Genomic DNA, 26,151 nt, shown 5'->3' with positions numbered 1-26,151 from the left:
TGACTGGTCCTCGTAACCGCTGAATTCCGGAATAGATCAGCCGAAGCGGCCGGTGATGTAGTCCTGGGTGCGCTTGTCTTCCGGATTCGTGAACATCTTGTCCGTCGGCCCCTCCTCGACGAGATTGCCGAGATGGAACATGGCCGTGCGCTGCGACACGCGGGCCGCCTGCTGCATGGAGTGTGTCACGATCACGATCGTGTAGTTCTCGCGCAGCTCGTCGATCAGCTCTTCCACTTTGGCGGTGGCGATCGGGTCGAGTGCCGAGCACGGCTCGTCCATGAGGATGACTTCGGGCGAAACCGCAATGGCGCGGGCAATGCAAAGGCGCTGCTGCTGACCACCGGAGAGGCCGGTGCCCGGCTCATGCAAACGGTCCTTCACCTCGTTAAAGAGGCCGGCCTTCTGAAGGCTTGTCTCGACAATGCCGTCCAGCTCGCTCTTGGAGTTGGAGAGCCCGTGAATGCGCGGGCCATAGGCGATGTTCTCATAGATCGACTTCGGGAACGGATTGGGCTTCTGGAAAACCATCCCAACCCGTGCACGCAGTTCTACCACATCAATGGCCGGATCGTAGATATCCTCACCATCAAGCGTGATGTCGCCACGCACGCGGCAGATGTCGATCGTGTCATTCATGCGATTGAGGCACCGCAGGAAAGTGGACTTGCCGCAACCCGACGGACCGATCAGCGCCGTCACCTGGTTCTGGCGCACGTCCAGATTGACATCAAAAAGAGCCTGTTTCTCGCCATAGAAGACGCTGACATTGGAGCCGCGCATCTTGACGGTATAGGTCTCGCTGTCGGGCTGGATTGCGTTTTCTACCTGAGCTTCTGTCAGCATGTTCATATCCCTTGGCTCCACCTACCAGCGACGCTCGAAGCGCTTGCGCAGGATCACGGCTATTGCATTCATCAGGACCAGGAAGCCCAGAAGAATAAGGATAGCCGCAGAAGTTTTCTGTTGGAATGCAGGCTCCGGAAAATCCGCCCACATGAAGATCTGTACCGGCAGGACGGTAGCCGGCGAGGTAAATCCGCCCGGTACGTCCACGATGAAGGCTACCATGCCGATCATGAGAAGCGGTGCGGTCTCGCCCAGCGCCTGCGCCATGCCGATGATGGTACCGGTGAGAATCCCGGGCATTGCCAGTGGCAGGACGTGGTGAAAGACGGTCTGCACCTTTGATGCACCAATGCCGAGTGCAGCCTCGCGAATGGACGGAGGCACGGCGCGCAATGCAGCACGTGATGCAATGATGATGGTCGGCAATGTCATCAAGGCCAGCACGAAACCACCGGCAACGGGTGCCGAACGCGGAAAGGAAAACCAGTTGATGAACACGGCCAGGCCCAGGAGACCGAACACGATGGACGGCACGGCGGCGAGGTTGTTGATGTTCACCTCGATGATGGCCGTCAGCCGGTTCTTCGGCGCGAATTCCTCAAGATAGATCGCTGCAGCCACACCGATGGGGAAGGCAAGCGCAAGTGTTACCAACATGGTAAGTGCGGAACCAACCACCGCACCCCAGATGCCCGCCATTTCAGGTTCGCGGCTTGCCCCGGAGAAGAGGAAGATTTCGTTCCAGCGGTTCTCTGTCAGGCCCTGCGCCTTCAATGCATCCACCCATACGATCTCGCGATCGGTGAATTTGCGCTGTGCCTCCGGCGTATCAACGATCCGGATTGCAGCTTCACCTGCAGCCTGCGGCGCATCCGCAAGCAGCACCAGGCCGGTCGCAGTCGCACCACCGTCTGTCGGTTGCACTTCCTGCAGCTTGATGATCTGCCCCTCGGCTTCAAGCAGAACAGACGAGGCACCCGAGGTCAGGCGCAGCACACCTTCATCCTCGGTCGCACCGGCTTGTCGGGCAATCTCCACCACGACATCGTCAGAGAATGACAGCGTGGCTTCGCCATCCGCGGTCGCAACCTCCGGCGCACTGGCAAGCGCTTCCCGGCGCCCTTCCTTGGCCACAAGCCCCTTCAGGTAAAGGTCTGAGAAATCGTCGAGCGGCAGCGCCACCTGACGCGTATCACCCGGCTCGACAGCACCGCTTTCCAATGCTTTGCGCAGAAGCGTCGGTGCACCGGTCGAGACCAGTCCACGCAGAGCGCGCCGTTCCTGGCGCCCCTCAACCGATGGGAACTGGCTCAGGATCGCGTCATTCACGATACCGGAGAAATTGGTGGAGCTCAGCTCGTCCATGTCCACCTGTTCCGCCGACAGGTTGAGCGGAAGAGTGACATAGTTCATCCGGAAGGCCGGAAGGGCCTGCGTCACGATGGTCGAAAGCAGGATCACCAGAAACAGGCCGGAGAGTGCGACGGCACCCGCGCCCATCCACTTGAACCGCCGCTCGGCCGCGTAACGCGCCTTCAGCCGGGCCTTGGCCGCGTCGTTGGTGTGCAGGCTGGTCGAGCCCGCTTCGGTGGGTGTCGTATCAGTCATATTGCTCACGATACTTCTTCACGACCCGGAGGGCGATAATGTTCAACACAAGGGTGACACAGAACAGCATGAGGCCGAGTGCGAAGGCAGCCAGCGTCTTGGCGCTGTCGAATTCCTGGTCCCCGACAAGCAGGGTCACGATCTGCACCGTCACCGTCGTCACCGCCTCAAGCGGGTTCGCGGTGAGATTTGCCGCAAGACCTGCGGCCATGACCACGATCATGGTCTCGCCAATGGCACGCGACACCGCCAGCAGCATGGCCGAAACAATGCCGGGCAACGCGGCAGGAAGCACAACCTTGCGGATCGTCTCGGACTTTGTCGCGCCAAGACCCGCCGATCCATCGCGCAGCGACTGGGGCACGGCGTTGATGACGTCGTCAGAGAGAGACGAGACAAATGGGATGATCATGATGCCCATCACGACACCCGCTGCGAGGGCGGATTCGGAGGCGACATCCAGCCCGACGCCCTCGCCCATGCGGCGGAAGAAGGGCGCGACCGTCAGCGCAGCGAAAAAGCCATAGACCACGGTCGGAATACCGGCGAGGATTTCCAGAACCGGCTTGGCAATGGAGCGCACGCGCTTAGATGCATAGTCGGAAAGATAGATTGCCGACATAAGTCCCACGGGAGCGGCGACGATCATCGCAATCAGCGTGATGAGCAGCGTACCCACAAAAAGCGGAATGGCACCGAAGATGTCTTCATTGACCGCACCTGCCTCCTGGCCAGCGCCAGTGAAGGCACTCTGCGGGCTCCAATGCGTACCGAAGAGGAACTTGTAGATCGGCACCTGCTGAAAGAAGCGCAGGCTTTCAAAGATTAGCGAAAGCACGATGCCGAGCGTGGTGAGGATGGCGACCACGGAAGCCAGGATGAGAAAGACGCGGATGATGCGCTCGACCTTGTGGCGCGCACGAAAGCGTGGAGAGATGAGCCTGTGCGCCAGGAAGAACCCGGCAGCGGCCAGCGCAAGTGCAAGCACCGCAGCGACCCACTGGCTCGTCGCATGGGCGCTCTTGAAGACCTCCGCAGCGGCGTCTTTCATCTCGTTGGGGAAACCGGCAATGCCACCAAAAGCGGTGGCGCGGGCATCACGAATGAAAGCCTGCTTTTCGGGCAGGTTCAGCGTCGCAAGGTGATCTGCAAAACGCGATTCAACGATCGATGCCTCGATCGAGGGTGTGGCCAGGCTCCAAGGGAAAAGCAGTAGAAGCGCAGGCCCCGCCGCCATCAGGGCAACAAACAGACCATGCTGGCTGGGAAGAGAATGAAGATTGGCGGCACGTCCACCACCTACCGTCATCGCACGGGAGCGACCCGTGTAAAAAGCCGCGAAAAACAGCACAATGAGCGCGATGACTACATAGGTGATCATACCGGTCCCGCCTGTTTGCAACACACGCCAGTCATTTGCGGCGCATCCGAGAAGAAGTGCCGAGCCCTAGGGCCGCACCTTCTATTATCCTGTCCCGGGGCAGTCTGAAAACCCGCCGGCTATGGAAGCCGGCGGGAAAGTTCCTTGGGAGGAACGGCTTAAGAGCCCATGCCCTTCAGAGCAACAGCGTTGTCACGCTGGGCGGTGCGCTCGTCATCCGGAAGCGGGATCAGACCCTTGTCAGCCAGGTAGCCTTCAGGGCCCCAAGCTTCCTCGGAGGTGTACTCCTTGATGAACTCTTCCATGCCGGGAATAGCACCTACATGCTCCTTCTTGGCGTAGATGAAGAGCGAGCGGGAAACGCCATAGTCGCCGGAAGCGATGTTGTCGAAGGTCGGCTCAACGCCACCGATCGAAGCGCCCTGCAGCTTGTCGGCGTTCTGATCGAGGAAGGAAAAGCCGAAGATGCCGAACGCATCAGCATTGGCTTCAAGCTTCTGAACGATCAGGTTGTCGTTCTCGCCAGCTTCAACGAAGGCGCCGTCTTCACGGATTTCGGTGCAGCCATCAGCTTCTTCGATGGCTTCCGGGCAAGCCTCTTCCATGACCAGCTCAACGAAAGCGTCGCGCGTACCGGAGGTCGGGGGCGGGCCAAGCACCTCAATCTTGGTGTTCGGCAGGCCTTCGTCGATGTCGGACCAGTTGGTGTGCGGGTTGGCGACAACTTCGCCGTCAACAACAACATTTTTGGCCAGAGCTGCAAAGATCTGTTCCTTGGTCAGGTCAACCTGCTCGCCGCCCTTGGAGTTGGAAAGCACGATGCCGTCAAAGCCGACCTTGATTTCGATCGGCGTCACGCCATTGGCCTTGCACTCTTCAAGCTCGCCGTCCTTGATCGGGCGCGAAGCATTGGTGAAGTCGGGATGGCTCTCGCCGACGCCGCCGCAGAAGAGCTTCATACCGCCACCCGTGCCGGTGGACTCGACGACCGGCGTCTGGAACTGACCGCTCTGGCCGAGACGCTCGGCAACAGCAGTGGTGAACGGGAAAACGGTCGAAGAACCGACGATGCGGATCTGGTCGCGTGCGGCTGCGGTACCGGCGGACATCGCAACAGCGACTGCTGCTGCCGACGTCATCAGGATGAACTTCTGCATTAGGGCTACTCCCTGTTCGGAATTCGTCATAGCCACCACAAAGTGGCGACGGGGAGTCGCTTAAAGCCCCTTTGTAACAGTTGCATGACAGTTCCGTGTCATCGCGATTAAGATACTGTTCAATAAGCAACAGCTTGATCGCGTAACACCGATCCGCGGGGCCAAACACCTCTCCGCAATAGGCGAACCTGCCAGACCGGATTAGGTTCCACCAGATTGCGGATTAGCTTTTTACGAGATTCCCGCTACCCAGGCGCGGTCCTATCCCTGCCGCGCCCGGCGCTCGTCCTGAACCTCTTCACGAGACCAACGATTAATCTTCTCGATCAGGGCTTTGGGGCTGATGGGCTTGGAAAGATAATCGTCCATGCCTGCCTCCAGACATTTCTCCCGATCCCCCTTCAGGGCGTGTGCCGTAACACCGATGATCGGTACTTCCTGTCCGGCAGGTCCGGTCTGACGGATCGCTTTCGTTGCCTCAAGTCCGTTCAGCTCGGGCATGGACACATCCATGAGGATGATCCGCGGATTGAGCTTCTGGAAAGCCTCAAGTGCCTCGCGTCCGTTGTTGACGATTTCAAAGCTCAGGCCACTCTCTCCCAGAATTTGGGTGAAGACGAGCTGATTCACTTCATTGTCTTCGGCGACAAGGATGTCTGCTCCATAGACCGCCTGTTCCCGGGTCGGCTCGTCAGCCCTCGCCACCTTGTCCGTAACGTCAGGTGTCTGCGCCTTCTCGCCCGCTTCAGGCAGGTCCTCCTGCACCTGTTCGGCAATAGTCGGGGCCTGCTGCGCGCATTCCGTCTCGCCTGAAGAATAGCGCGCACGCTGGATAGCCGACACGAGTGCACGCAACAGGCTGCTGCCGCGCGCGGGCTTTATGAGCTGCGTGTCAATGGCCAAGTCATTCGCCATACCAAGTGAAGGCGATTGGTCGACCGAAGTTAAAAGAATGATCGGAGTGTCTGCAATGCTTGCATCATCCCTGATCAGGCGGGCAACTTCACCTCCGGTCATGCCGGGCATCTGATAGTCGAGGATGACGCAGTCGACCTTCACGCCAAGCTCTGCGGCAGCCTTAAGGACCGCCAGCCCCTCATCACCACTGCTTGCTGCACAAGCATCAAAGCCCCAATGCGCCATTTGCTCGGCCAGAATGGTCCTGTTCGTCTCATTATCGTCGACGACAAGCACCCGCGCCCCTGACACATCGCTGGGTGCGATGTTTGGCTTCGCGCTGCCTTGCGCCATGGGAAGCTGCAGCGTGAACCAGAACGTGGAGCCCTCACCCTCGGTGCTGCTGACACCGATTTCGCCATCCATCAGCGCCACAAGGCGGGAAGTGATGGCAAGACCAAGTCCCGTACCCTCATGGCGTCTCGTGGAAGAAGCATCGACCTGACTGAACTTCTCGAACACAAGGTCAAGCTTGTCCGGCGGAATACCAATGCCGGTGTCTTCGATACGCGCCTCAAGCAATACATTGCCATTCTCGGCGCGGCCATTGATATCGATCAGCACGTGACCGCTCTCGGTGAATTTCACCGCATTGCCTACGAGATTGGTAATGATCTGACGGAAGCGTCCGATATCACCCACCACTGCTTCGGGCAGCGCTGGCGCCACGCGCACGATCAGCTCCAGGTCCTTCTCCTTGGCTCTGGAGGAGAAAAGCGTGGCTACATCCTCAACAGCTTCGGCGAGGTTGAAGGGTTGTGGATCGAGCGTCAACTGCCCGGCATCGATCTTCGAGAAGTCGAGGATGTCGTTGATGATGTTCAGCAGAGCATTGCCAGACTTCAGGATGATCTCGGCGAAAGTCTTCTGCTTCGAGTTGAGCTCGGTTTTCACCAGAAGCTCGGCCATTCCCAACACGCCGTTCATTGGCGTGCGAATTTCATGGCTCATATTCGCCAGGAATTCCGATTTCGCCTGATCAGCGGCAACGGCTTTCTCCTGCGCCTCGCGCAGCTCTTCCTCGCGCCGCTTCATTTCGGTGACATCCGTGGTCGAGCCAATCAGATAAACCGAACCATCTGAAGCTTCGAGGATATCCTTACGCGCGATCTGGTAGTGAAGCTGACCAAGCCGATCCAGCCGCTGCTCCTCAATCTCCTGGCGCTCACCGGTTTCAAGCACATATTTATCGCTGTCAGTAAATGCGACGCCCGATTCACCGAATATCTCGATATCCGTCTTTCCAACGGCGTCCTCGGCATCCACGCCAGTCAGATACGTCCAGCCACGATTGACATAGGCCAGGCGCAGATCGTCCTTCTTCGCATAGATTGCGACCGGGACATTATCCACCAGATTGCGGAAAATCTCGTTCTCGCGCATCGAAACGCGGAGTTGTTCTTCGCGCTCCCTGATCTCGGTAATATCAACCCGCACGCCGACAAAGGTGCCGTCATCCGTGCGCGTGTCGAAAACCTTGTACCAGCGGCCATCAGGATGCCTACGCTCATAGACACGGCGCCTGGATTTGAAGAGTTCGCAATAGCGCTCGATCCAGGTCTCGCGATCCGTATCGTAGATCGCATCTATCTCCGGGTCACCGCTGTTGCGGAAATAGCCATTATCATGTGCGGCAACAATGGCATCTCGCAGCGGTCGTCCCGCCTCCAACGCAGGCACAAGACCCGGCAAAGCCTGATGGATCACGTCATTTGCCAGCACGAACCGGTCATCACGATCGTAGATGACAACGCCAGCCGGTAGCGTATTGATGACATGCGCCAACTGTCTGCGTGCTTCCTCGGCATCGCGCTCACGGCGCTTCAGATCGCTGACATCGAAGATCGTACACGCCAGATACTGCTTGCCCGACAGCGCGCTGATGCGGTTCTTGCGCACGATACGTGTCTGGCCCATACCGGTTTCCTCGAAGTCCTCTTCGACCCGGTATTCTTCTCCGGTTTCAAGAACGTTCCGTTCGCTTTCTTCAAAAAGCTCGGCATTCTCTGCACCGACCACTTCCCTAGCTTGCCTGCCAACAATCGCGGCAGGCTCCAGCCCATGAATATTCGCGAACGCCTTGTTTGCGAGCACGAAATTCAGTTCTTCGTCTTTCACAAAGATTGGGTTGGGCAGCTCATCAAGCACGGCCTGCGCAAGTTTGGATTGCTCCAGAACCGCGGCGAGATCGGCCTCCCGTCTCTTGAGATTGGTAATCTCGTAATAGGTGAGCATCCGGCGACCACGTGAAAGCCGGGTGATGGCAAAAAGCATTGTGCGGCCATCCGGACGAGTCACTTCCCGTGGTGCCATCTCGCCAACCCGGATCTCTTCCAGGCGCTGCGCCTTATAACTTTCCCACGCAGCCGATTCGACAGGATCGTAGAGACCTCTGGCGCGCGAGCGCTCCATCAGCTCCCCGGCATGTTTGCCGGACAGCTGTTCGTCGTCGCCGTAGCCCCACAATTCGCGATAGGTGCGATTGACGATGGATGCCGTCATGTCGGACTCCATCACGATCACGCCCATGCGCAGACTGTCGATGCTTCGTCTGAGATCGGAGAAGGCGAGTTCTGCTTCTTCCTTGGCGCGTGCCAGTTCTTCTTCGCGGCGCATGCGATCGGTAATATCGCTGCGGATGCCAACGCGATCCCCCTGCTCCGTGAGCTGATCGCGACGCAGCATGTATCGTCCGTCAGGAAGCTCGAAGATTATATTCTGGCCAAGTTCTTCCTTCTTGTTGCCGGCATGTTCGTGCAGCAGTTTGCTGTCACCGAGCACGCCGGTACGATTCAGCTCCGCCAGCACGTCGTCCAGCGGGACGCCCGGCTGCAATATTTCGGACCGACCGAGACCGTTCCGGAAAGCTTCATTGCACGCAACGAGCCGGTCGTCGCTGTCCCAGAGCACAAAGCCGTCATCAAGCGCGTCAATAGCCGATTGCAGACGGCTGCGAGCGGCTTCGGCTTCCTGCCGCGCCTTTTCCAGCGCCACTTCATGACGTTTCAGTTCAGTAATGTCGGTGCAGATACAGACGGTTCCGCCATCTTCCATCCGCATCTCGCGATGGAGAACATAGCGACCATCGGTGAACGCAATGATGTTTTCCCGCTCGCCGGGATTGCGCCGCTCTTCTATGAAGTGACGTTTGAAGTCTTCACTGTCTCCGTCAATGACCCACAGCTTGCGCTCAAGAACCGCATCCAGAAGCACTTCGATGCTGACACCTGGCCGTATGACATGTTCGAGGCCGGGATACATCTTCACCATGGCCTGATTGTAGAGTACCAGCCGGTCCTCCTCATCGAAACAGGAGAAGGCCTCGCGGGTGACGTCAAGGCCAGCAAGCAGGCGCTCGAAATGCCCTTCTCCGCTCAATTTGTCGCGAAGTGCCCGCTGATGGCTTTCGCGAAGCGAGATGTGTTGGTTGGCTTCGGCAAGCTCACGCGCGATGCGAAAAGCATTGTCGGCACGATGACCGAGGCCGCGGTATCCGGTAAATGTGCCTGCTTCATCGAACTGGGGAATGCCGCTCACGGCAATCCAGATCGGGTCGCGCCCCGGTCGATGCAGCTCGAAAATGTGATTGTGAAAGGGCAGCCTGTCATTCACGCGCACCCAGTGCGCCCGATCAGCCTCGCCATTATTGCCGGCACCGCGCAGCATATCGAGCCGCGCCTTGCCAATAAGCGTTAGAGGGTCAACCTTGGTTGCACGCCGGAACCCGTCCGTGAGCCGTATCAGGCGCAGATTTGCATCAGTCTCCCAAAACCAATCCGCTTCAAGCGAGATAAGCGCAGACTGAACCTCGACGTCGAACGGACATTCCTCCTGCTCGACGTCCCCGCTGCTGAATAGGACTTTCCGGTTCGGAACATCGTCCAGAACCTGTGTTTCATCATGCGCTTCCAAGAAGCCTGCCCCGTTAGATTCTTCCCCCATGGGGCCACAATCGCAATCAAGGCTTAACGATCTACTAAGGATAACAAAATCTCAAAGCGGCAAAGTCCATCGCGATTTACGCAATGACCGAGAATGCCATAATCCAATGATACTGAAAGGAAAACTGGTACTCCCAAGGGGACTCGAACCCCTGTTTCCGCCGTGAGAGGGCGGCGTCCTAGACCGCTAGACGATGGGAGCAGCAGACGGTCGCGATATAGGTCTGATTGCTGCGGATTGCAACAGAAGAAAAGCGACGCCAGCAAACTTTCTTCAGCGCGGCTCGATCAGGTCCCACTTGTTTCCGTAGAGGTCCTCGAACACCGCCACCGTGCCATAGGGCTCGCTGCGAGGCTCTTCCAGAAAAACCACGCCCTTCTCGCGCATCGCAGCAAAGTCCCGCTCAAATTTGTCGGTGTGAAGAAAGAAACCGACGCGCCCGCCGGTCTGGCTGCCCACTGCCTTCTCCTGCTCCGTGCCGGATGCCCGCGCGAGAAGAAGGTCGGCACCCTGCTCAGGCCCGACTACCACCCAACGCTTCTCTCCGCCAAGATCGGTGTCAGCCTTCAAATGGAAGCCGAGCTTATCGCAATACCAGTCCGCGGCGATCTGATAGTCGTCCACCACCAGCGTCACCAGTGCGAGCTTCCGGCTCCCCATGCTTATCGCGACTCGGTCAGCGCAATCCGCCCGACCACGCCCAGTTGCTCCAGGTCATAGATGATGATCTCGCGTGCGCCATCCTGGCTCTCGACGATGACAGACACTCTCTGCCCCTCGATGGCATGAGATATAACCCGGCTTCCGGCTGGCAACGGCAGGGTACCTTCGCTTGGTGATGCGATGCTGGCGGAAGGCTCACCGCCTTCCATAGTCAGCGACTTGTAGACAAAGGCGAGCACCACAGCCATAACCGCGGCAAAGAGAATGCCCAGATTGATGGCCATGAAGCGGATGAGCTTGCGCCTCACCCGTTCCACCGCCGGGTCCAGCGGTTCTTCTTCCTCACGATCCTCGATCGGGTCCTGGGCAGTCATGAATAACACTCACGGAAAGACTGTATGAGCGGTCCTGATAACGAAGCAGACCACGAATTGAAAGCATTGCTTGTTGCGCCTGAAGAGGCGGGGCAGCGCCTCGACCAGTGGCTCGCAGCAAAACTCGCTCCGGAATTGTCCAGAAGCCGGCTTCAGACACTCATCAAGCAAGGCGCGGTGCTGACGGCGGGCGAGGTGGCCACCGAGCCTAAGCGCAAGGTCGGCGCTGGTGAGGTATATGAGTTGAAGCTGCCGGAGCCCGAGGCACCTGAGCCCATGCCGGAGAACATTCCCTTGCACATCCTCCACGAGGATGAGGCGCTCATCGTGATCGACAAGCCAGCCGGGCTGGTCGTGCATCCAGGACCCGGCAACTGGACAGGGACGCTCGTCAACGCCCTGATCCACCATTGCGGTGATACGCTATCGGGCATCGGCGGCGTGCGCCGCCCGGGAATTGTCCACCGTCTCGACCGGGAGACGAGCGGTGTCATGGTCGTTGCCAAGACCGATACGGCACATCGTGCCCTTGCAGAAGCTTTCGCCGACCACGGGCGGCAGGGCGATCTCGAACGCGCCTATGTCGCACTTGTCTGGGGCAAGCTTCCCCGCAAGGTCGGCACGATCAAAACCTATCTCGGCCGCTCCTCCAGCGATCGCACCCTGCGTGCAGTGGTGTCACAGCATCAGCCAGACGCGCGGGAGGCGATCACTCACTATCGCGTTCTCGAAACCTTCGGTCTCGACAGTTCGGGCGAAGCATTGGCCTCATTGGTGGAGTGCCGGCTGGAAACGGGCCGCACCCATCAGATACGTGTGCACATGGCCCATCTGGGCCATCCGCTGATCGGCGATCCGGCTTATGGACGCGCCTTCCGAACGAAGGCAAATCGTCTTGAAGAGCCGGTGGCCAATGCCGTGAATGCCTTTTCCAGGCAGGCGCTCCATGCCCGCCTGCTGGCGTTCCGGCACCCTCTGAGCGAAGAGGTCATGCGCTTCGAGGCTCCGATTCCGCCGGATATGGCGGAACTTATGAGACAATTTGCCAGTTTGTGAAGCAAGACCGAGGCGAGCATAGTATCATCGTCAACACTGCGGTAACGCTTTGTTGAGCGTTCCGGTATGCTTTTGGCTTTCGGAATTTGTTCCTATATATGCTAGGGGAGTGGTGCGTTTAAGCGGCCACAGCAATGGCTCGCCTCTAGTGAGGGAGCTGCTATCGATCAGGAGGGTGCTCCATGGCCCAGACTTTACCAAGCATTGTATCGGGCGAAGGCGGCCTGACACGATATCTCGAAGAGATTCGTCGTTTCCCGATGCTGCAGCCCGAAGAAGAATACATGCTCGCCAAGCGTTATCACGAGCATGGTGACACGAATGCCGCCCACAGGCTTGTGACAAGCCATCTGCGTCTCGTGGCAAAAATCGCCATGGGTTATCGCGGCTATGGCCTGCCAATTGGAGAGGTCATCTCCGAAGGCAATGTCGGCCTGATGCAGGCTGTGAAGAAATTCGAGCCCGAGCGCGGATTCCGCCTCGCGACCTATGCGATGTGGTGGATCAAGGCGTCCATCCAGGAATATATCCTGCGTTCGTGGAGCCTTGTGAAGATGGGCACGACTGCGAACCAGAAGCGTCTGTTTTTCAACCTGCGCAAGGTGAAGGGCAAGATCCAGGCTCTGGATGAAGGTGACCTGAAGCCCGAGCAGATCAAGGAAATCGCCACCCGGCTCAATGTGAGCGAGGAAGAGGTGATCTCGATGAACCGCCGCCTTTCCGGCGATGCATCGCTGAACGCCCCCATCCGCGCAACCGAAGGCGAGTCCGGCGAATGGCAGGACTGGCTCGTGGATGACCACGAAAGTCAGGAAGACATGCTGGTCGAGCAGGATGAACTAGAATCGCGCCGGCGCATGTTGGAAGATGCGATGGATGTTCTCAATGACCGAGAAAAACGCATCTTCATGGCGCGCCGTCTCTCGGAAGAACCGCTGACACTCGAGGAACTCTCCGGCGAATTCGACATCAGCCGCGAGCGTGTACGCCAGATCGAGGTGCGTGCATTCGAGAAGGTTCAGGAAGCTGTGCAGGCATCTGCGCGCGAGCAGGCACGCGCCGCCTTGCCTGGCGCTGCGGAAGCCGGCGCGATGTAATCCACGCCTGATCTGACTCAAAGAAAAAAGGCCCGGTGGTTTGAACTCCACCGGGCCTTTCTGATTCAGCAGTCACTTGGGGAACCTCAACCACCCTCGGCGGCGCGCTCCCAACCGGCAATGACTTCGTTGAACACCCTCGCCCCCGGCGCTCCCTTTTCCATGGTAAAGAGCGCGCGGCGACCGGATTTGTAGGCAATCGGAATATCGATCCAGTCCTGCCTGCGCATGACCGTCAGGTTCATCTCTTCGTCGGCCTGGCTGTCACTCAAGGCTACAAGGAAGAAGCCATCGGCGATCTTGGCCGGTATGCCGAGAAGCGGGTTGCCGGTGTCCTGCTCGGAACGCTTCATCGCAATGCGCTGCACACTCTCCACACCGCCGCCACCAAAGCCGTCAGGCGTCAGGAAAATCAGCTCTACGATATGGCTGGCAGGCAGGGAATCGTCCGCATTTCGGCGGATCGTCATCTTCAGCTGGATCTGTTTCTCGGGGATCGTAGCATCGGCTCGTATTGCCGGTTCGGGTGGCTGGTCAGCCCCCGGCGATTCCTGGACGACCGACCATACGACATTGCCGCTGGAAGCGGACCCTTGTGCAGACGTGGTGCTTTCCTCGTAGAAGATTGCCCGCTGGCCAACAGGCAGGGCCTGCTGCGACTGGGCACCTGCTGCCTCGCCCGATGTCGCGCCCTCCGCGGTTTCGCCGCCCTCTGCCGAACCCGGTGTGGCCTGCGCAACGGAAGTGCCTTCGCCAAGACCGGGCTCGCCGCCTGCAGACCCCTCATCCACCTCTTCACCATTTGGGAGAAGGCGCTGGGTGAACTTGTTGGCTTCCGGTTCCTCGACGGTTTCTTCGCCTGCAGCCTCTTCCGGCTCGGCCGGAGCTGCAACCTGTTCCGCCTCTTCCGTGGTTTCGGCCTCTTCTGCTGGTTGTGAACCGCCACCATCGGCTGGCTGTGCGGGGTCAATCCGCGCCACAAGCGCATCAAAATTATCAAAGCCTGCAAGCTGCGAAACATCATCCCGGAACTGCCAAAGGCCAAAGCCGACAGCGCCCAGCAGTGCAAGGAAGATCAGGATGAGGCCCACCCCGCCAATGCCTTTTCGCCGGCGAGGTTCGTCTTCATAAGTCTCGTAAGCACCATCGCGCGGCTCATCGCCTTTAGGTGCATATCCGTCGCTTTCTGCAACGGCGGCCCCGCTGTCCGGCGCAGGCCTGTCAGGCACATCGCCTGGCTCTTCCATGTGCCGCGCTTCAACAGGAATGACGGATACCGGTTCGCGGTCGTCTTCGGGAAAGGCAGGAGTGTCGGAGCGCTCCGACATGTCTGCAGTCACCGGATCTGGAGAAACCGGCTGGATTTCGTCGCGGGAAGAGTGATGCTCAGGCTCCGATGGAGAGCGCGCTTCCTCTTCCGGCACGGCAGGCGTCACGGGCTCAACCGTGGTGCCCGGCCTGTTGAGCTCTGCCAGCACGTCATCCAGATGGTCCGGCTGCGGCTCAGGCGGTGCGGGTGGAGCAGAGAATTCTGCTTCCACACTGGCGATGGCGTCTTCCAGCAGCGCCTTCTGCCGCTCGACCACCGCTGCGGGGGGCGGAGGTGTAACGGCGGCAAGCTTTGCGTCAATCGTTGCACGGGCCTTCTGATAGACCTTCTCGCGCATTTCCGGCGTGTTTTCCTTCAACCCGCCAATTGTCTTCCGCAAGACTGCAGTAAAATCCGCCATGCTTAAAAATTCCGCTCCTGCCTGCGCACCCCGTCAGGGTTTTCACCACCAACGGGGCGGCTCAAGCCCCACCAAACGCATGTTTGCACATCCGAAATCGGCGTTAGACTAGTCTTGAAACGGGTCAGTCACAAGTATCGCGTCTTCCCGCTCGGGGCTGGTGGAAAGTATCGCCACCGGTGCACCGATCAGTTCTTCAATGTGACGGACATATTTGACCGCCTGCGCCGGCAGATCATTCCAGCTGCGTGCGCCCTTGGTCGTGTCTTTCCAACCTTCCAGCGTCTCGTAAATCGGCTCAAGCCGCGCCTGCGCACCCTGGCTTGCAGGCAGATAGTCGATCACCTCGCCATCCAGCTTGTAGCCCGTGCAAACCTTGATTTCGTCAAGGCCGTCCAGAACATCAAGCTTGGTCAAGGCGATGCCGTGCATGCCATTGGCGATGACTGCCTGGCGCACCAGAACCGCATCGAACCAGCCGCAACGGCGCTTGCGGCCCGTTACTGTGCCGAATTCATGGCCCTGCGTGCCCAGAAAATTGCCGATCTCGTTGTCCTGCTCAGTCGGGAACGGACCCTCGCCAACGCGGGTCGTGTAGGCCTTGGTAATGCCCAGCACATAGCCCACACCGCCGGGACCGATGCCCGTACCCGTGGCCGCCTGACCGGCTACCGTGTTGGATGATGTAACGAAGGGATAGGTGCCGTGGTCGATATCGAGCATCGTGCCCTGCGCACCTTCAAACAGGATGCGCTGACCGGCCCGGCGCGCATCGTCCAGGATCTTCGAGACGCGGTCGACATAGGGAAGGATCTGACCCGCTACCGAGCTCAGCTCTTCCATGATCGCATCATGGGTGACTTCCGGATGACCGAGACCGCGACGAAGCGCATTATGGTGCGTCAGCAGACGGTCAACCTTGCGCGGAAGGGTCTCCAGATTGGCCAGATCAAGCGCGCGTATTGCACGGCGGCCAACCTTGTCCTCATAGGCCGGACCAATGCCGCGGCGTGTCGTGCCGATCTTCGTGCCGCTGTTTGAAGCAGCATCCTCGCGGAAGCCGTCGAGTTCCCGATGCAGTGACAGGATAAGCGACGTGTTCTCGGCGATCTTGAGATTGTCGGGCGAAATGTCGACGCCCTGCTCCTTCAAGCGGGCGGTCTCTGCCACGAATGCATGCGGATCGAAAACGACGCCGTTGCCGATGACCGACAGCTTGCCCTTGCGCACGACACCGGAGGGCAGCAGCGACAGCTTGTAGCTCACACCATCGATAACCAGCGTATGGCCCGCATTGTGCCCACCCTGGAAGCGCGCGACCACATCGGCGCGTTCGCTCAGCCAATCGACGATCTTGCCTTTACCCTCGTCGCCCCACTGGGAACCGACGACCACTACATTCGCCATGCTTGCGTCCTCTTCGATGCCCTTCACGCGGGCGGTATTTCTCAAAGCCCCCGCTCTATATCCTCTGAAGGCAGCACTTGCGACCCTTCTTTGCACGAGATGAGGATTCTCACGCATATTTCGCGAACTAACCTGTTTGGTTACTCGCCATTGTGGTGTACCTCACGCTCCGAATGTTGAGAGAACGAGTATTGCCATGGCGAATGCTGCCTATCCGCTTCTGCTGCTGACCACCCTGTTCTGGGGTGGCAATGCCGTGGCCGGCAAGCTGGCCGTCGGGCACATTTCCCCCTTCGCGCTGACATCGCTGCGCTGGATCCTGGCAGTCCTGATCCTGCTACCCTTCGCATGGCCGCGGGTGAAACAGGATCTGCCGGTCATCCGCAAACATGCCGTGACGCTGTTTCTGCTTGGCACGGTTGGCTTCACCTTCTTCAACGCCGCGCTCTACATGGCGCTGATCCATACCGCGGCGATCAATGCCGCGATTGAGCAGGCGGCAATCCCGATGCTGGTGATCGTGCTGAACTTCCTCATCTTCCGCACGCGCGTGACATGGCTTCAGATCGCAGGCTTCCTGCTGTCGCTTCTGGGCGTCTCGCTGACGGCCAGCCACGGCAATCTGGCGCGTCTCGCGCAGCTTGACGTGAATATCGGCGATTTCATCATGCTGATCGGCGTGCTCGTTTATGCGCTTTACACCGTGTTTCTGCGCTACAAGCCTGCGATCCACTGGCAAAGCACGATCACCGTTCTCGCCGGTGCCGCCTTTGTCTCGTCACTACCGTTTCTTGCCTGGGAAATTGCAAGTGAGCGTTTCATTGCTCCCGATGCCAAGGGCTGGGCCATCGGCGTCTACACCGTGCTGTTCCCGTCCATTATCTCGCAGGTTTTCTATATCCGGGGCAACGAGCTGATCGGTCCCAACAGAGCCGGGCTCTTCATCAATCTGGTGCCGATCTTCGGCACTCTGCTGTCGGTAGTGATTCTGGGCGAGAACTTTCAGCTCTATCATGCTGCAGCACTTGTTCTGGTGTTCCTCGGCATCGGCCTTGCGGAATATTCAGGCCGAAAGGCCTCGCAGAGAACACCCAGTGTGCGCGCCTCCCTCGACGGCAAATGAAAAACCCCGGCATTGCTGCCGGGGCCTGGAACATGACGTTTGAGATCGATCAGGCGCCGATATCGAAACGCAGCGGCTTGGCCGAAATCACCTGCTCCTGCGCCACCAGTTCTTTCAGAACCTCCGGCGGGAACGGCGCATCGAGGTAAAGCAGCGCGATCGCGTCACCACCCGGCTTGTTGCGACCAAGCTGGAAGTTGGCGATATTCACGCCGTGCTTTCCGCAGACAGAGCCCAGCATGCCGATGAAGCCCGGCGTGTCGTGGTTGGTCGTGTAGAGCATGTGCTCGCCCACTTCGGCATCAAGATTGATACCCTTGATCTGGATGAAGCGCGGCTTGCCGTCGGAGAAGACCGTGCCCGCAACCGTGCGCGTCTTCTTCGGCGTTTTGACTGTCAGCTTGATATAGCCGTCAAACACGCCGGACTTGTCGCGCTTGACCTCGGAAAGAATTACGCCGCGCTCCTTCGCCATGATCGGTGCGGAGACCATGTTCACATCCGCGACCTGCGGGCGGATGAGGCCAGCAAGCGTCGCCGAAATGAGGGCCTTGGTGTTCATCTCGGAAGTCGCACCGTCGAAAAGCACTTCAACCTCGTCGATGGCTTCATCGGTGACCTGGCCGACAAATGCGCCAAGCACTTCGGCCAGCTTGATGAACGGTTTCAGGCGTGGCGCTTCCTCGGCCGAAATCGACGGCATGTTGATCGCGTTGGTGACAGCACCCTTCACCAGATAATCCGACATCTGCTCGGCCACCTGGATTGCCACATTCTCCTGTGCTTCCGACGTCGAGGCGCCCAGATGCGGCGTGCAGACGACATTGGGCATGTTGAAGAGCGGGTTTTCGGTCGCAGGCTCCTGCTCGAACACGTCTATACCGGCACCGGCAACCTTGCCGGACTTCAGCGCCTCGACAAGATCCGCCTCCACGACCAGACCGCCGCGTGCACAATTGATAATGCGCACGCCGTCCTTCATCTTCGAGATCGCCTCGGCATCGATGATGCCACGCGTCTTGTCGGTAAGTGGCGTGTGCAGCGTGATGAAATCGGCCTTGGCGAAGAGTTCGTCCAGTTCGACCTTTTCCACGCCCAGTTCTGCCGCACGCTCTTCCGAAAGGAACGGATCGAAAGCGGCTACATGCATCTTCAGGCCGATGGCGCGCATCGCGACCACCGAACCGATATTGCCACAGCCGATGAGACCCAGCGTCTTGCCGGTGATCTCTACGCCCATGAAGCGGTTCTTTTCCCACTTGCCAGCATGGGTGGAAGCATTGGCTTCGGGGATCTGTCGTGCGGTCGCAAACAGCATGGCAATGGCGTGTTCTGCGGTCGTGATAGAATTACCGAATGGCGTGTTCATCACGATGATACCGCGGCGCGAAGCCGCCGGAATGTCGACATTGTCGACACCGATGCCGGCGCGACCGATGACCTTCAGATTGGTCGCTGCATTGATCAGCTTCTCGGTTGCCTTGGTGGCAGAGCGGATTGCAAGACCATCATACTGGTCGATGACGGAAAGCAGCTTTTCCTTGTCCTTGCCGAGATCGGGCTGGTAGTCGACCTCGACGCCGCGCTGCTTGAAGATTTCGACGGCGGTGGGCGACAGCTTGTCGGATACGAGTACGCGTGGCATGGCGTCAGTCCTTCGCTATGACAAATTGGGTATCTGAATGAGCGCCGGGAGCGGAAACGGATGCCCCTGCCCTGCCCCGTGTTTCGTGTCAGGGGCAGGATATCAAATCAGCGCTGCATGAATTCTCTGATGCTCAGGACCTTCAGGCCTTGAGCGCGGCCTTCTGCGTCTGGAACGCCCAGTCGAGCCAGGGCATCAGCGCTTCCAGATCGGAAGTCTCGACCGTGGCACCGGCCCAGATGCGAAGCCCCGAAGGTGCGTCGCGATAGGCGCCGATGTCATAGGCGACATCCTGCTTGTCCAGAAGCGAGACCATCCCCTTGGCGAAGGCGGCTTTCTCGTCAGCGGGAAGCGCCTCGATCTCGGGGTCGACGATGGTCAGACAGACGGAAGTGTTGGAACGCGTGGCCGGATCTTCCGCCAGATGTGCAATCCAGCCATGGCTTTCGACGAAACGGTCAATGACGGCGAAATTGGCATCCGCCCGCTTGATCAGGCCATCAAGCCCGCCTTCGCGCTGCGCCCATTCAAGCGCATCGATATAGTCCTCAACGCACAGCATGGAGGGCGTATTGATCGTCTCGCCCTTGAAGATGCCTTCGATCAGCTTGCCGCCCTTGGTGAGACGGAAGATCTTCGGAAGCGGCCAGGCAGGCGTGTAGTTTTCCAGCCGCTCAACCGCGCGCGGGCTGAGGATCAGCACGCCATGTGCGGCCTCGCCCCCAAGCACCTTCTGCCAGGAGAAGGTAACCACATCGAGCTTGTCGAATGCGAGGCGCTGCGCGAAAGCCGCGGAGGTGGCATCGCAGATGGTCAGGCCTTCGCGGTCCGCGGGAATGAAATCACCGTTAGGCACCCGAACACCGGAGGTGGTGCCGTTCCAGGTGAACACGACATCGCGGGAGAAATCGATGGTAGAGAGATCCGGCAGCTTGCCGTAATCAGCCTCGATGCGACGTACATCATCAAGCTTGAGCTGCTTGACGACATCGGTCACCCAGCCGGAGCCGAAGCTTTCCCAAGCGACCATGTCGACACCGCGCTCGCCCAGAAGCGACCAGAGGGCCATTTCGACGGCGCCTGTATCGGAGGCGGGAACGATGCCGATGCGATAGTCATCGGGAACCTGCAGCACTTCGCGCGTCAACTGAATGGCGCGTGCCAGCTTTTCCTTGCCAATCTTGGCGCGGTGCGAGCGACCGAGCGGGGCATCGGAAAGCGCATCGAGCGACCAACCGGGACGCTTCGCGCAGGGACCAGAAGAAAAACGGGGATTTTCCGGACGCTTGTCCGGCATGGGGAGTGTGCTCATGATATTCTATCCTCTCAGATAGCACGCCCCTCGGTGGGGAGGGGTGGCCCACGGACGGGGATAGGGCCTAGCACACGCCGCGTCAAGCGGTTTGACGACACATCACCTACCAAAACGAAAAACGGGCGCCGAAAGCGCCCGTCATCGCAATTCTGTTTTGAGATCGGCTTACCAGAGATCGAACCGCAGGCCGACCCGAAGCTCATGCTTGGAAAAGCCATTGTCCTCACCCTGAACACCGGAGGCACCGGCAGCAGCACTGCCAGCATCCCACTTGAACATGTTGCCGCCATCGACATGCATGTAACGATAGCCAAGATCCAGCTTTGTGCGTTTGGTCATGTCATAGGAAACGCCTGCCATGAGGGCATAAGTAAGCCGCCAGTCGCGTTCGCCATCATGCGTGGTCGAAGTGTTCACGAAGCCCGCGCAGCTTCCCGTGCCCTCGACGCAATAGGTCGTGTTATTCAACTCATCCCAGCTCACATAGGTGTAGCCAAGACCTGCGCCGAGATATGGCGTGATACCGATCACCGTGCCAAGGTCAATATAGGCATTCGCCAGAACCGAATAAGCCTCGAATTCAGCCCCGTCCTCCGACCGGCAAGTCGTGCCCGCACCACCAGCAGGACATGGGCTTGCAGATGTCGTTGTCCCAAAGAAGTTGGTTTCCATTCGTTCCAGCGTCAGGTCGCCACGGAACATATCATTGAAGTGATGGCCAAAGCCGGCGCCAAAGCTGAAATCGTCACCAAATTCGCCTGAAGCGAACTCGTTGTCGTAATAGTTCGTGCCGTCAAAGGTACGATAGGTCGGATTGCCGCCCGAGCGCGTTTCCACGGCGTAGCCGATATCGCCACGCAGATACCAACCGGAACCGATCTCCACTGGTCTGTACTGCGGCACCTCTTCGATAACGAGAGGCGGATCATAATCCGCAGCAAGGGCATGAGGGGCGCTTGCTGCGCCGAGAAGAACCACCGGCAAGGTGGCTTTGAAAAGCTGGCGCATCTGATTTCACTCCGCAAATTGCGACGGAGCCTATGGTGCCCCCCGCCGCTGTCTTCACCATTGTTAACCATGGTGGTTAAGCCGCGGTTAAGGCTAACGAAGTCTTGAGGCTGTTTTTGACGCGAGGCGAGCATCAAAGAAAAACCGCCCGGAGTTTCCTCCGGACGGTTCTTCCACTCACTGCCTGAGCTGGAGATTACTTGTAGACGGGCGGATCAAAGCTTGGCGGCTCATAGGAGACCACCTGTGGCTTCACGCAGTTTGCGCTTCCTTGGCCGCCAAGAGCGTAACGGATACCCGCGCGCGCCTCGTGGACATGCATGCCCTCGTCATAACCTGGGCCTGCGCCCTGTGCGATGCCGAACATCTGGCCACCGGAGATGTTTGCGTAGCGATAGCCCGCATCAAGCTCGAGGCTGTCGGTTACGCAATAGGAAGCACCTGCCATCAGCGCCCAGGCAAAGCGCCATTCGGCATTGCCTTCGTGATAGGTCGTCGTGGTGCCAATCGTGTTCGCCAGATCATCCCACTTCACATAGGCACCACCGATACCCGCACCAACATACGGCGTAATGCCGGCATAAGTGCCAAGGTCAACATAGGCGTTGGCCAGCAAAAGCAGTGCACTGTAGGAGGTAGTGTCGACGGAAACCTGCGTGCCGTTGTCGGTCGAACCGGTGAAGTCGGCCTTGAGCCAATAATCGGCCGTCAGATCGGTGCGGAAGTGCTTGTTGATCTTGTAGCCAACACCACCACCGATAGAGAAGGCACCCTTCAGCTCATGAGTGGCGAAGGTCTGCGCTTGAATAGGCGGTGCGGTGTAATAATGAATGCCCCGAAGCTCGGACCAGTGATAGCCCGCATCACCACGCAGATACCAGTTACCGGTAGACACCTGTTTCTCCACCACCTGCGGCGGCTGGTATGGCGGCATCTCGACAACCTGCGGCTCGAACGGATCGGCAGCAAAGGCGCTGGTGGTGAGGAGCAGCGCCCCTACGGCAACAGAATGCTTAACGGCTTTCAGCATGAACCCCATCCTCTCGGCGGCACCCAAGGTGCTGCCTATTTTCACTTAAGCTCATGGTTAAGATTGAAGGAAAAAGGTTAAGTCGTACTTAACCGTGAAAGGCCGCAGCCAGCACCTTTTCTACGTGCGACTTGCGCCTAGGCAGGCGCGCAAAGAAAAACCGCGGTGATGCACCCATCACCGCGGTTTTTGATCTTGATGATCTGTAGCTATAGTCAGGCAGCCGAGCGCACATCGCTGATGGCGCTGATGATGTCATCCACCACGGTATTGACCAGATCCGGATTGTCGCCTTCCGCCATGACGCGGATCAAAGGCTCCGTACCCGACGGCCGGATGACGAGGCGCCCACTCTTGCCCAGCTTCTTCTCAGCATCGGCAATTGCCGACTTCACCTGCGCGTTCTCAAGCGGCTTTCCACCACCGGTGCGCACATTCTTCAGGACCTGCGGAACGGGCTCGAACTTGCGGCATACTTCACTTGCAGGCTTGTTCTGACGCTTGATGCAGGCAAGCACCTGCAAGGCGGTGACAAGACCATCGCCGGATGTGGAGAAGTCCGAGAGGATGACGTGGCCTGACTGCTCGCCGCCCACATTCAGACCATGGGCGCGCATATGTTCAACCACATAGCGATCGCCCACCTTCGTGCGGTGCAGCTTGAGTTCACGCTCACCAAGGAAGCGCTCAAGGCCCAGATTGGACATGACGGTCGCCACCACGCCACCGCCGGTCAGGCGACCGGCCTCGTGCCAGGACTGGGCAATAAGCGCCATGATCTGGTCACCGTCGATGACCGAACCGTTCTCGTCCACGATCACCACACGGTCAGCATCGCCATCAAGCGCGATGCCGATATCGGCGCGAACTTCATGAACCTTCTTGGCCAGGCTCGCCGGGTGGGTGGAGCCGCAATCATCATTGATGTTGAGGCCGTTCGGGTCATTGTGGATCGTTATGACCTCGGCACCGAGTTCCCACAGCGCAGCTGGCGCAACACGGTAGGCAGCGCCATTCGCGCAATCGATCACGATACGCAGACCCGAGAGGGACATGGCGCGTGGAAGCGTACGCTTCGCGTGCTCGATATAGCGGTCATGCACACCATCAACACGCTTCGCGCGGCCAAGCGAATCCGCATCCGCCAGTGCCAGCTCGACTTCCTTGTCCAGCATCGCTTCGATGCGGCCCTCAATCTTGTCGGAAAGTTTGTATCCGTCAGGACCGAACAGCTTGATACCGTTGTCGTGATAGGGGTTGTGCGAGGCGGAGATCATGACGCCGATATCGGCGCGCAGGGAACGCACGAGCATGGCAACAGCCGGCGTGGGGATCGGGCCGAGAAGGAAGACGTCCATGCCTGCGGCGCAAAAGCCCGCCACAAGTGCGTTTTCGATCATATAGCCCGATAGACGGGTATCCTTGCCCAGAACCACCCGATGGCGATGATTGCCGTTCTGGAAGGTCAGACCTGCAGCCATGCCAACTTTCATGGCAACATCTGCAGTCATCGGAAAACGGTTGGCGCGCCCGCGAATGCCGTCGGTGCCGAAATATTTTCTGGCCATCTTCTAGACTACCTGAACTGGTTTGGAACTCTTCCCCACGAAGCAATCCCTACCCTTTGCCACAGATCACCGGGCGATAAGGCATCACATTATGTGAGAAGTTGTAAACTAACCATATGAACAGCGGCTTGCCATTCATGGTTAGCAAAGTCTTAGCGGCAGCATCCCGTAAAAGAAAGCGCCGCAACGCGTTCACGTTGCAGCGCATGATGTTCTGGGGACAATGGCTAAGCTACCCCTGGGGTTGCGGCTCCATGCCGGCATCCGGCTCTTCGCCATTCTTGCCTTCCTTGCGGGCACCGGCCTTTGGAACCGTGGAGCCACGCGAAGGAGGCGTGTCGTCACCCATGTCGCGCGAGGGCTTGTCGCCGCGCATGATCGCCTGGATCTCATCACCCGAAAGCGTCTCGTATTCGAGAAGACCTTCAGCGATCGCGATCCATTCCTTGTTTTTCCTGGTGAGAATGTCACGCGCCGTCTCGTACGCCTCATCGATCAGACGGCGGACTTCGCTGTCGATCTTCTGCTGCGTCTCCTGCGACATGTTCTGCTGGCGTGCAACCGAGTGACCGAGGAAGACTTCTTCCTGGTTCTCGCCGTAAGCCACCTGGCCGAGCTCGTCCGAGAAGCCCCACTGGGTAACCATGGCGCGGGCAAGCTTGGTTGCCTGTTCAATGTCGGAGGAAGCACCGGAGGTGATGTTCTCCTTGCCGAATTTGAGCTCTTCGGCCACGCGGCCGCCCATCATGATGGCAAGACGCGAGATCATCCACTTGTAGCTCATGGAGTAGCGGTCGCCTTCCGGCAGCTGCATCACCATGCCAAGCGCGCGACCGCGCGGAATGATCGTCGCCTTGTGAACCGGATCTGCCTTCGGGACATTGAGAGCGACGATGGCGTGACCGGCCTCGTGATATGCGGTCAGCTCCTTCTCTTCCTGCGTCATGGCGTGCGAGCGGCGCTCGGCACCCATCATGACCTTGTCCTTGGCGTCCTCGAATTCCTGCATGGTCACCAGCCGCTTGTTGCGACGAGCAGCCATGAGTGCGGCTTCGTTCACCAGATTGGCAAGGTCCGCGCCTGAGAAGCCAGGCGTGCCGCGTGCAACAACCTTCAAATCGACATTCGGAGCAAGCGGCACATTGCGCACATGAACCTTCAGGATCTTCTCACGACCCGACACATCCGGATTTGGTACAACAACCTGGCGGTCAAAACGGCCCGGGCGCAGAAGTGCAGGATCAAGGACGTCGGGACGGTTGGTGGCTGCAATAAGGATGATGCCCTCATTGGCCTCAAAGCCGTCCATCTCGACCAGAAGCTGGTTCAGCGTCTGCTCGCGCTCGTCATTGCCGCCGCCAAGACCGGCACCGCGGTGACGACCAACCGCATCGATCTCATCGATGAAGATGATGCAGGGCGCGTTTTTCTTGGCCTGCTCGAACATGTCACGGACACGGGATGCACCCACACCGACGAACATCTCGACGAAGTCTGAACCAGAGATGGTGAAGAATGGCACATTCGCCTCACCCGCGACGGAGCGCGCGAGAAGCGTCTTACCCGTTCCGGGAGGACCGACAAGCAGCACGCCGCGCGGGATCTTGCCGCCGAGACGCTGGAACTTCTGAGGATCGCGCAGGAACTCGACGATCTCTTCCAGATCTTCCTTGGCCTCATCGACGCCCGCAACGTCCTGGAACGTCACGCGCCCATGCGCTTCCGTCAAAAGCTTGGCCTTGGACTTGCCGAAGCCCATTGCACGCCCCGAACCGGACTGCATCTGGCGCATGAAGAATATCCATACGCCCAGAATGAGGATCATCGGCAGCCAGGAGATGAAGTAGCCGAGGATCGAATTTGAACCGTCATTCTCCGGCCGTGCATTGATTGTCACGCCGCGCTCTTCCAGTCGCTGCACAAGTGAATCGTCACCCGGCGAGTAGGTCTGGAATGTGGCCTTGTTGTCGGTATAGGTGCCGGTAATCCGGTCACCGGTGATTGTCACCGTGTCTACCCGTCCTGCAGAAAGGTCCTGCAGGAACTCGGAATAGGCAATATCGCGCGATGCACTGCGCTGCTGCGGCGCCTGGAACAGGTTGAACAGTGCAATGAGCAACACCGCGATTATCGCCCACAGCGCGAAATTTCTGTAGTTCGGATTCATAAAGCGTCCCGTGAGTGCGCCGAGGCCGGCAACGTCATTTGGATATCTGTTCTAACATAGGGAGCGCGCATGGC

General features: G+C 58.9%; 18 protein-coding genes and 1 tRNA gene. 3 read left to right on the top strand and 16 right to left on the bottom strand.

Annotation, left to right across the window (positions count from 1 at the left end; translation table 11 throughout):
• Positions 1 to 36 precede the first annotated feature (36 nt).
• From pstB to WA367_RS03455, 8 genes are all read right to left on the bottom strand, one after another.
• The gene (pstB, locus tag WA367_RS03490) at positions 37 to 852 is read right to left on the bottom strand and encodes a phosphate ABC transporter ATP-binding protein PstB (protein ID WP_336055395.1); all 816 of its coding nucleotides are present in this window, start codon (positions 850 to 852) and stop codon (positions 37 to 39) included.
• Between the two features lie 15 nt (positions 853 to 867).
• Positions 868 to 2,457, bottom strand: a complete 1,590-nt coding sequence (pstA, locus tag WA367_RS03485) for a phosphate ABC transporter permease PstA (RefSeq protein WP_336055518.1) — start codon at positions 2,455 to 2,457, stop codon at positions 868 to 870.
• On the bottom strand, positions 2,450 to 3,838 hold the full coding sequence (gene pstC, locus WA367_RS03480) for a phosphate ABC transporter permease subunit PstC (RefSeq protein WP_336055394.1): 1,389 nt from the start codon (positions 3,836 to 3,838) through the stop codon (positions 2,450 to 2,452). The genes pstA and pstC overlap by 8 nt, the downstream gene beginning before the upstream one ends.
• A 158-nt stretch (positions 3,839 to 3,996) precedes the next feature.
• Positions 3,997 to 4,995, bottom strand: coding sequence for a PstS family phosphate ABC transporter substrate-binding protein (locus WA367_RS03475; protein ID WP_336055393.1), 999 nt, complete (start codon positions 4,993 to 4,995; stop codon positions 3,997 to 3,999).
• A gap of 261 nt (positions 4,996 to 5,256) precedes the next feature.
• Complete coding sequence (locus WA367_RS03470; RefSeq protein ID WP_336055392.1) at positions 5,257 to 9,864, bottom strand: PAS-domain containing protein; 4,608 nt, start codon at positions 9,862 to 9,864, stop codon at positions 5,257 to 5,259.
• A 155-nt stretch (positions 9,865 to 10,019) separates the two neighbouring features.
• A tRNA-Glu gene (locus tag WA367_RS03465) sits at positions 10,020 to 10,095 on the bottom strand.
• 72 nt (positions 10,096 to 10,167) lie between these two features.
• On the bottom strand, positions 10,168 to 10,554 hold the full coding sequence (locus WA367_RS03460) for a VOC family protein (RefSeq protein WP_336055391.1): 387 nt from the start codon (positions 10,552 to 10,554) through the stop codon (positions 10,168 to 10,170).
• Between the two features lie 2 nt (positions 10,555 to 10,556).
• Complete coding sequence (locus tag WA367_RS03455; RefSeq protein WP_336055390.1) at positions 10,557 to 10,931, bottom strand: fimbrial protein; 375 nt, start codon at positions 10,929 to 10,931, stop codon at positions 10,557 to 10,559.
• Between the two features lie 24 nt (positions 10,932 to 10,955).
• On the opposite strand from WA367_RS03455, the gene WA367_RS03450 reads away from it, so the two are divergent.
• Both WA367_RS03450 and rpoH read left to right on the top strand, forming a co-directional pair.
• Positions 10,956 to 11,987 carry an RluA family pseudouridine synthase gene (locus WA367_RS03450; protein WP_336055389.1) on the top strand — a complete coding sequence of 344 codons (1,032 nt, stop codon included), beginning with the start codon at positions 10,956 to 10,958 and terminating at the stop codon, positions 11,985 to 11,987.
• Between the two features lie 182 nt (positions 11,988 to 12,169).
• Positions 12,170 to 13,084, top strand: coding sequence for an RNA polymerase sigma factor RpoH (rpoH, locus tag WA367_RS03445; RefSeq protein ID WP_336055388.1), 915 nt, complete (start codon positions 12,170 to 12,172; stop codon positions 13,082 to 13,084).
• An 86-nt stretch (positions 13,085 to 13,170) separates the two neighbouring features.
• Here rpoH and WA367_RS03440 read toward each other — a convergent pair whose 3' ends face one another.
• Positions 13,171 to 14,814, bottom strand: a complete 1,644-nt coding sequence (locus tag WA367_RS03440) for a hypothetical protein (protein ID WP_336055387.1) — start codon at positions 14,812 to 14,814, stop codon at positions 13,171 to 13,173.
• Positions 14,815 to 14,922: 108 nt separating this feature from the next.
• On the bottom strand, positions 14,923 to 16,221 hold the full coding sequence (locus WA367_RS03435) for an adenylosuccinate synthase (protein ID WP_336055386.1): 1,299 nt from the start codon (positions 16,219 to 16,221) through the stop codon (positions 14,923 to 14,925).
• A gap of 196 nt (positions 16,222 to 16,417) precedes the next feature.
• Between WA367_RS03435 and WA367_RS03430 the strand changes: the two genes are divergently transcribed.
• Entirely contained in the window at positions 16,418 to 17,344 is a 927-nt protein-coding gene (locus WA367_RS03430; protein WP_336055385.1) for a DMT family transporter, read from the top strand.
• A 49-nt stretch (positions 17,345 to 17,393) separates the two neighbouring features.
• On the opposite strand, the gene serA is transcribed toward WA367_RS03430, so the two are convergent.
• From serA to ftsH, 6 genes are all read right to left on the bottom strand, one after another.
• Positions 17,394 to 18,989 carry a phosphoglycerate dehydrogenase gene (gene serA, locus WA367_RS03425; RefSeq protein ID WP_336055384.1) on the bottom strand — a complete coding sequence of 532 codons (1,596 nt, stop codon included), beginning with the start codon at positions 18,987 to 18,989 and terminating at the stop codon, positions 17,394 to 17,396.
• Between the two features lie 142 nt (positions 18,990 to 19,131).
• A complete protein-coding gene (locus tag WA367_RS03420; RefSeq protein WP_336055383.1) occupies positions 19,132 to 20,301 on the bottom strand; it encodes a phosphoserine transaminase in 1,170 nt (389 codons plus the stop codon).
• 168 nt (positions 20,302 to 20,469) lie between these two features.
• The gene (locus WA367_RS03415) at positions 20,470 to 21,312 is read right to left on the bottom strand and encodes an outer membrane protein (RefSeq protein ID WP_336055382.1); all 843 of its coding nucleotides are present in this window, start codon (positions 21,310 to 21,312) and stop codon (positions 20,470 to 20,472) included.
• Positions 21,313 to 21,508: 196 nt separating this feature from the next.
• Positions 21,509 to 22,351, bottom strand: coding sequence for an outer membrane protein (locus WA367_RS03410; protein ID WP_442935534.1), 843 nt, complete (start codon positions 22,349 to 22,351; stop codon positions 21,509 to 21,511).
• Positions 22,352 to 22,557: 206 nt separating this feature from the next.
• Positions 22,558 to 23,910 (bottom strand): phosphoglucosamine mutase, encoded by a 1,353-nt coding sequence (glmM, locus tag WA367_RS03405; protein ID WP_336055380.1) that lies wholly within the window; start codon positions 23,908 to 23,910, stop codon positions 22,558 to 22,560.
• A 232-nt stretch (positions 23,911 to 24,142) separates the two neighbouring features.
• Positions 24,143 to 26,077 (bottom strand): ATP-dependent zinc metalloprotease FtsH, encoded by a 1,935-nt coding sequence (ftsH, locus tag WA367_RS03400; protein ID WP_336055379.1) that lies wholly within the window; start codon positions 26,075 to 26,077, stop codon positions 24,143 to 24,145.
• Positions 26,078 to 26,151: the final 74 nt, after the last annotated feature.

The organism is Nitratireductor sp. CH_MIT9313-5, assembly GCF_037029545.1.
In the GTDB taxonomy this organism is placed as follows: Bacteria; Pseudomonadota; Alphaproteobacteria; order Rhizobiales; family Rhizobiaceae; genus Chelativorans.
The sequence above is the reverse complement of the archived record's forward strand: the minus strand, read 5'-3'. Positions and strand labels throughout refer to the sequence as shown.

Bases quoted from the DNA above. Each gene is read 5' to 3' on its own strand.
- WA367_RS03460 (WP_336055391.1), bottom strand. From the start codon at position 10,554: ATGGGGAGCCGGAAGCTCGCACTGGTGACGCTGGTGGTGGACGACTAT.
- WA367_RS03440 (WP_336055387.1), bottom strand. From the start codon at position 14,814: ATGGCGGATTTTACTGCAGTCTTGCGGAAGACAATTGGCGGGTTGAAG.
- WA367_RS03420 (WP_336055383.1), bottom strand. From the start codon at position 20,301: ATGAGCACACTCCCCATGCCGGACAAGCGTCCGGAAAATCCCCGTTTT.
- WA367_RS03475 (WP_336055393.1), bottom strand. From the start codon at position 4,995: ATGCAGAAGTTCATCCTGATGACGTCGGCAGCAGCAGTCGCTGTTGCG.
- pstC (WP_336055394.1), bottom strand. From the start codon at position 3,838: ATGATCACCTATGTAGTCATCGCGCTCATTGTGCTGTTTTTCGCGGCT.
- rpoH (WP_336055388.1), top strand. From the start codon at position 12,170: ATGGCCCAGACTTTACCAAGCATTGTATCGGGCGAAGGCGGCCTGACA.
- pstA (WP_336055518.1), bottom strand. From the start codon at position 2,457: ATGACTGATACGACACCCACCGAAGCGGGCTCGACCAGCCTGCACACC.
- ftsH (WP_336055379.1), bottom strand. From the start codon at position 26,077: ATGAATCCGAACTACAGAAATTTCGCGCTGTGGGCGATAATCGCGGTG.
- glmM (WP_336055380.1), bottom strand. From the start codon at position 23,910: ATGGCCAGAAAATATTTCGGCACCGACGGCATTCGCGGGCGCGCCAAC.
- WA367_RS03410 (WP_442935534.1), bottom strand. From the start codon at position 22,351: ATGGGGTTCATGCTGAAAGCCGTTAAGCATTCTGTTGCCGTAGGGGCG.
- WA367_RS03415 (WP_336055382.1), bottom strand. From the start codon at position 21,312: ATGCGCCAGCTTTTCAAAGCCACCTTGCCGGTGGTTCTTCTCGGCGCA.
- WA367_RS03455 (WP_336055390.1), bottom strand. From the start codon at position 10,931: ATGACTGCCCAGGACCCGATCGAGGATCGTGAGGAAGAAGAACCGCTG.
- WA367_RS03435 (WP_336055386.1), bottom strand. From the start codon at position 16,221: ATGGCGAATGTAGTGGTCGTCGGTTCCCAGTGGGGCGACGAGGGTAAA.
- WA367_RS03430 (WP_336055385.1), top strand. From the start codon at position 16,418: ATGGCGAATGCTGCCTATCCGCTTCTGCTGCTGACCACCCTGTTCTGG.
- pstB (WP_336055395.1), bottom strand. From the start codon at position 852: ATGAACATGCTGACAGAAGCTCAGGTAGAAAACGCAATCCAGCCCGAC.
- WA367_RS03450 (WP_336055389.1), top strand. From the start codon at position 10,956: ATGAGCGGTCCTGATAACGAAGCAGACCACGAATTGAAAGCATTGCTT.
- serA (WP_336055384.1), bottom strand. From the start codon at position 18,989: ATGCCACGCGTACTCGTATCCGACAAGCTGTCGCCCACCGCCGTCGAA.